The following is a 5,825-nucleotide window of genomic DNA, read 5'->3' as shown; positions in this document are numbered from 1 at the left end:
TTCTGCGCCAGGCGCAGCATCACGATCGAATCCTTGCCACCCGAGAACAGCAGCACCGGACGCTCGAACTCCGCCACCACCTCCCGCATCACGAACACACTCTCCGCCTCGAGGGCGTCAAGATGCGAAACCTGGAACGTCGTCACTGGTGTCGTCTCCTCTTTCTTTCGCCGGCCGCGGCCGTCAGTAGGCGCCGGAACTGCGCAGGACAGCCGTGCAGGTGCGCAGCAGGATGACCACGTCGAGGGTCAGCGACCAGTTCTCGACGTAGCGGAGGTCCAGGCGCATGGACTCCTCCCAGGAGAGGTCGGAGCGCCCGGAGACCTGCCACAGGCCGGTCAGACCCGGCTTGACCACGAGCCGCCGGTGCATGTCCGCCGGGTACTGGTCGACCTCGGAGTCCAGCGGCGGGCGGGGCCCGACCAGGGACATCTCGCCCTTCAGCACATTGATCAGCTGGGGCAGCTCGTCGATCGAGTACCGGCGCAGCCACCGGCCGATGGGGGTCACGCGCGGGTCGTTCTTCATCTTGAACAGCACGCCGTCGTGCTCGTTGAGGTGGCGCAGGTCCTGCAACCGGTCCTCGGCGTCGGTGTACATGGTGCGGAACTTGTAGATGACGAACTCGCGGCGGTGCTGGCCGACGCGCACCTGGCGGAACAGCGCCGGGCCGCGGCCGTTGCCGAAGCGGATCATCAGCGCGCAGGCGAGCAGCAGCGGCGCGAGCAGGGTCAGCGCGATCGCGGCGAGCACCCGGTCGGTGATGTTCTTGACGAGGCGGCCGACGCCGGTGAACCGCGGGTGGTCCAGGTGCAGCATCGGCAGGCCGTCGGCCGGGCGGATGGTGGTGCGGCTGTGGCGATGTCGAACAGCGCACTGGCGACCATCAGGTCGACCTTCTGGTTCTCCAGGCTCCAGGCGAGGCGGCGCAGTTCGGCGCCTTCGAGCTCTGGGCAGGAGAGCACGACGACCATGTCGGCGCCGACCTCGCCGACGACCGCGGAGACCTGGTGGATGTTGTCGTACACCAGGATGCCCATGCCGGCCAGGGGAGAGCCGGTGCGCAGGGCGGGCACGCAGGCCGCGACGACGCCGAGGCCGTGGTAGCGCTCGTGCCGCAGCTGGCGGGTCAGGGCCACCACCGAGCTCTCGTGGCCGACCACGACGACCTGCCGCAGGCACTTGCCCTGGGCCCAGGCGCGGTGCAGCCGGCGGCGCAGGGTGTAGCGGCTGATGATGCCGTACACGGTGACGATCGGCACCGCGATGACGACATAGCCGCGGGCGACCCCGAGGTGCAGGAAGTAGGAGGCGAGTCCGATGACTGCGGCGAGCACCAGGCCGCTGTGCAGAACGCGCTGGTACTCGTCATTACCGACGAACAGATAACGCCGGTCGTATGCGCGGTTGGCGAATAGCGCGATAATCCATATCGTCGGTAGGGAAAGACTGAATGCCACGTACTCGACCAGGTCGGTCCGACCGAAGATCACCTTCAGCGCGACGAGGGCGGCGACGAGCCCGACCGCCCCGTCGGAGAGCACGAGGCTCTTGACGTAGCGGGACTCCCAGCGCGTCCGTGCGCCCGGAAGGGTCCTGGTCAGCGTAGTTGTGCGGTGGCCCCGTACCCCGTGACCTGCCTTGCTCGACGCACCGATGTGGACGGTAGTCACTCTCAGCTCCCCACTGAAGTGCCTGCTGGCGATCGCACCGGCACAAGTGCCGTGATGGCTTAACGCCAAGTTCTCCGCCAGGACGTCCTGACTCTACTTAACATCTATGTCTGGAACATTAAAACCAGGTCATTGTCAGCTAGTGGACTGGGTGTGATACCCATCCCGTCAGCCGTAAGTATGAGCAAGGATAAGACGATGCGGGAATGAAGGCGGACGGCCGCCCGATTCCCACATCGTCCAATTTCGGCGGTCGTGGGGGACCGGCCCGACGGGTTACCCCGGGGCCCGGCCAGACCACGTCCAGGCGTACCCGGGATCTTCGCAGGAGAGGGCCGGTTCGCACAGGTCCAACGGGCGGAATGTGTCCACCATGACGGCTAGTTCGTCGAAACGTTCCGCCCCGATCGAACGTTCGGCCGCTCCCGGCTGCGGCCCGTGGGTGAATCCGGACGGGTGCAGCGAGATCGAACCCTGGCCGATGCCGGAACCGCGACGTGCCTCGTAGTCGCCGCCGGTGTAGAAGAGCATCTCGTCGGAGTCGACGTTGTGGTGGTTGTACGGCACCGGGATGGCGAGCGGGTGGTAATCCACCTTGCGCGGCACGAATGAACAAATCACGAAATTCGGACCCTGGAAGGTCTGGTGCACCGGCGGCGGCTGGTGCAGCCGGCCGGTGATCGGCTCGAAGTCGTGGATCGAGAACGCCCACGGGTAGAGGCACCCGTCCCAGCCCACGACGTCGAACGGGTGCTCGGCGTACATGTGCCGGGTCCAACCGCGACGGTGCTGCACCAGCACCTCGACGTCGCTGCCCTCGACGACCAGCGGCTCGTCGGGCCCGCGCAGGTCGCGCTCGCAGTAGGGGGAGTGCTCCAGGAACTGCCCGCGCACGGACAGGTAGCGCTTGGGCGGCCCGATGTGCCCGGTGGCCTCGATGACCAGCAGCCGGGTCGGCTCCAGCGGGACCAGCCGGTGCACGACCGAGGTGGGGATGACGACGTAGTCGCCCTCGGTCGCCTCCAGCACGCCGAACACCGACTCGACCCGCAGCCGGCCTGCCTCGACATAGAGGCACTCGTCACCGATGGCGTTGCGGTACAGCGGCGACGGGGTGTCGGCGAGCACGTACGAGATGCGGCAGTCGTCGTTGGCGAGCAGGTGCTGCCGGCCGAGCACGGCGTCCGCGCCGGACTGGTCCAGCTTGTGAGTCTGCAGGTGACGGGGCTTGAGCGGCCGGTTCGGCAGCCTGGTCCAGGCGGGCGGGTCGAACTCCTCGGCCGCCACGATCGCGGTCGGCGCGTGCCGGTGGTAGAGCAGCGAGGAGTCGGAGGAGAAGCCCTCCTGCCCCATGAGCTCCTCGGCGTAGAGGCCACCGTCGGGCTTGCGGAACTGCGTGTGCCGTTTCCGCGGGACCTCTCCGACGCTGCGGTAGTACGGCATGGCCAACCTCCTGTGTCGCTTTTAGGAGCGGTGTCCACTTTACGAAGAGAGACGTCCGATAATCGGACACTCTTGTCCGCTCTATGTAGCGTCCACTAGATTGACTGATCATGTCAACGCCACTGCTGCTGGCCCAGCTGCTCGACGATGCCGCGGTCTTCCCGCCCGGCAGCGCCACGCTGCCCGACGCCGTGGCGGCCCACCGCGAGCACCGCCGCGCCTGGTACGCCCCGCTCGTCGGCCCGCTCCTGGTGCCCGCCTCCCAGCTGCCCGACCTCGGCCCGCTCCTGGCCGAGGGTGAAGAGCTGTCGGTCGGCGTGATCGCCGACGGCCCGGCCGCCGGCTGCTTCGCGCCGCCGCCTGCCGGGGCCCGGACAGTCCAGGTCGAGGCCGCCATGGCCCGCCGCGGCGAGGACCCGTCACCCGCCCTGCACGACTTCCTTCAGCGGGTACGCGAGAGCGGGGTACGCGGATACGCGGAGATCCCGCTGGCCTGGGGGCTGCTGGCCGCGCTCGACATGCTCGCGGACGCTCGCGGCACCGGGCTGCCGGTGGCGGCGAAGTTCCGCACGGGCGGCCTGGCCGCCGAGCTGTTTCCCACGCCGATGGAGCTGGCCGCGGTGATCATCGCGTGCCACGAGCGCGAACTGCCGTTCAAACTGACCGCCGGCCTGCACCACGCGATCCGGCACACCGACCCCGAGACCGGATTCACCCACCACGGCTTCCTCAACGTGCTGGCCGCCGCATGCGCCGCCGCCGAGGGAGCCGAGGTGACCGAGGTCGCCGGGCTGCTGGCCACCACCCAGCCGCTGACCCTGATCGAGGCGGTGCGCTCGCGCCGCACTCACCAGCGGCCGCTGTGGATCGGCTTCGGCACCTGCAGCATCCCCGAACCACTCGAGGACCTGCAGAAACTCGGCCTGCTCGACGGGCGAGGATAAACAGCACACCGCACGAACAATCTCGCCCGGGATCCGGTTCCGGTCGAGCGCGCAGAGGAGACGGCATGACCTGGGTGCCCGGAGCCGCCGGCAGCGGCTACGACCTGAACCACCTTCCGTACGGCGTCGTCGTGCCGTCCGACGGGCGGGCCCGGTGTGCCGTACGCATCGGTGATTTTGCTTTTGACTTGGACGCCGCCGAGGCGGCCGGTTTGATTCTCGCGGGGGACAGCCTCCGCGCGCCGAACCTCGACGCGTTCCTCGCGCTCGGGCCGGCGCACTGGTCCGCGGTCCGCGCCCGGCTCACCGAGCTGCTCGGCGATCCCGCGCACCGGGCCGCCGCCGAGCCACTGCTGCTCCCGCTCGCGACCGTGACCAACCTGCTGGCCTGGACCGTCGCCGACTACGTCGACTTCTACTCCTCCGAGCACCACGCCTCGAACGTCGGCCAGATCTTCCGCCCGGGTCAGCCGCCCTTGCTGCCGAACTGGAAGCACCTGCCAATCGGCTATCACGGCAGGGCGGGCACCGTCGTGGTCAGCGGCACGCCGGTGGTCCGACCCAGCGGCCAGCGCGCCGCCGGTGATTTCGGCCCGTGCCGTCGCCTGGACATCGAGGCCGAAGTCGGCTTCGTGGTCGGCGCCGGTTCCACCATGGGCGCGGCGGTGCCGTGGCAGCGCTTCGCCGACCACGTGTTCGGTGTGGTGCTGGTCAACGACTGGTCGGCCCGCGACATCCAGGCCTGGGAGTACCAGCCGCTCGGCCCGTTCCTGGGCAAGTCCTTCGCGACCTCGGTCTCGGCGTGGATCACGCCGCTGGCCGCGTTCGGGGCGGACGCCTGGACCGCGGCGCCCGTGCAGGACCCGCAGGTGCTGCCGTATCTCGACGACGACCGCCGGGCGCTCGACCTCGCCATCACCGTCGAGTGGAACGAGACCACGGTGGCGACACCGCCGTTCCGCACCATGTACTGGACGCCGGCGCAGCAGCTGGCACACCTGACCGTGAACGGCGCGAGCCTGCGTACCGGGGATCTGTTCGCCTCGGGCACGGTGTCGGGTCCGGAGCGTGGCGAGGTCGGTTCGTTCCTGGAACTCACGTGGGGCGGCCGGGAACCGGTCATGGTCAAGGGCGAGGAACGCACGTTCCTGGCCGACGGAGACACCGTCGTGCTGCGCGCCCGCGTGGCAGGCATCGAACTCGGTGCCGTCGCAGGGACTGTTTTCCCAGCTCAGGTCTAATGTGATCGGGGCCGCACGACCCCGATTTGCATGGTCACCCAGCCTTTGCGTAATGTTCTCTCTGCCAGCGCGGAACGGACAAAAACGGCGAGCGAAGAGCTCAAGTCGAAGTTCGGGAAACGCGGGACATCTGGGTGGTGCGGGACTTGCGCTCGCGAAACCGACCGGGTAATGTACTTCGAGCCGGCAACGAGCCGGGCGGACGAGTCCGCCGAGAGAAATCTCGGAAGTGACCGCCGGCCGGGTTGCAGGTTCTTCCGAACTGATCTCGCTACTGAAGTAGCTGTGGTGTGTTCGGGCTGGGAAGCCGCGAAATGGATGCAAATCGATCCTGAAAAATCAGGAAAGATTCGCTTGACACGGAGCGACAGACCGGGTAAGTTGGATGAGTTGCCCCGAGCGGGATCCCACAATGTGGGACACCAGCAAGGTGTGTGCTTGTTCTTTGAGAACTCAACAGGGTGCTATTTAAGCCAAGTGCCAATTATTGATCATCCTCTGGATGGTTCCTTTGGTGATGGACA

Annotated in this window: 6 protein-coding genes and 1 pseudogene; 3 read left to right on the top strand and 4 right to left on the bottom strand. The window is 67.8% G+C overall.

All coding sequences use genetic code 11. From position 1 onward, the window contains the following. The 4 genes and pseudogenes from AB0B66_RS43590 to AB0B66_RS43575 form a co-directional block, all read right to left on the bottom strand. Positions 1-146 (bottom strand): annotated as a pseudogene (locus tag AB0B66_RS43590) (sulfate adenylyltransferase small subunit); the annotation flags it as partial. Positions 147-183: 37 nt separating this feature from the next. Next, complete coding sequence (locus tag AB0B66_RS43585) at positions 184-819, bottom strand: sugar transferase (protein WP_360541536.1); 636 nt, start codon at positions 817-819, stop codon at positions 184-186. Continuing rightward, positions 732-1,673 (bottom strand): hypothetical protein, encoded by a 942-nt coding sequence (locus AB0B66_RS43580; protein ID WP_360541534.1) that lies wholly within the window; start codon positions 1,671-1,673, stop codon positions 732-734. Before AB0B66_RS43580 ends, AB0B66_RS43585 begins: the two co-directional genes overlap by 88 nt. Before the next feature lie 276 nt (positions 1,674-1,949). Next, positions 1,950-3,116: a homogentisate 1,2-dioxygenase domain-containing protein gene (locus AB0B66_RS43575; protein WP_360541532.1), complete on the bottom strand. Its 1,167-nt coding sequence runs from the start codon at positions 3,114-3,116 to the stop codon at positions 1,950-1,952. A 110-nt stretch (positions 3,117-3,226) separates the two neighbouring features. Between AB0B66_RS43575 and AB0B66_RS43570 the strand changes: the two genes are divergently transcribed. From AB0B66_RS43570 to AB0B66_RS43560, 3 genes are all read left to right on the top strand, one after another. Next, positions 3,227-4,060: a hypothetical protein gene (locus AB0B66_RS43570; protein ID WP_360541531.1), complete on the top strand. Its 834-nt coding sequence runs from the start codon at positions 3,227-3,229 to the stop codon at positions 4,058-4,060. Positions 4,061-4,125: 65 nt separating this feature from the next. Next, positions 4,126-5,301: a fumarylacetoacetase gene (fahA, locus tag AB0B66_RS43565; protein WP_360541529.1), complete on the top strand. Its 1,176-nt coding sequence runs from the start codon at positions 4,126-4,128 to the stop codon at positions 5,299-5,301. Positions 5,302-5,619: 318 nt separating this feature from the next. Next, on the top strand, positions 5,620-5,825 hold a 206-nt coding region (locus AB0B66_RS43560), incomplete at its 3' end, for a hypothetical protein (RefSeq protein ID WP_360541527.1).

It is taken from the genome of Catellatospora sp. NPDC049111 (assembly GCF_040648615.1).
GTDB lineage: Bacteria > Actinomycetota > Actinomycetes > Mycobacteriales > Micromonosporaceae > Catellatospora > Catellatospora aurea.
This window is presented reverse-complemented; position numbering and strand designations above follow the sequence as displayed.

Excerpts from the sequence above, each read along its gene's own strand:
- AB0B66_RS43575 (WP_360541532.1), bottom strand. The coding sequence starts at position 3,116 with ATGCCGTACTACCGCAGCGTCGGAGAGGTCCCGCGGAAACGGCACACG.
- AB0B66_RS43585 (WP_360541536.1), bottom strand. The coding sequence starts at position 819 with ATGCTGCACCTGGACCACCCGCGGTTCACCGGCGTCGGCCGCCTCGTC.
- AB0B66_RS43570 (WP_360541531.1), top strand. The coding sequence starts at position 3,227 with ATGTCAACGCCACTGCTGCTGGCCCAGCTGCTCGACGATGCCGCGGTC.
- fahA (WP_360541529.1), top strand. The coding sequence starts at position 4,126 with ATGACCTGGGTGCCCGGAGCCGCCGGCAGCGGCTACGACCTGAACCAC.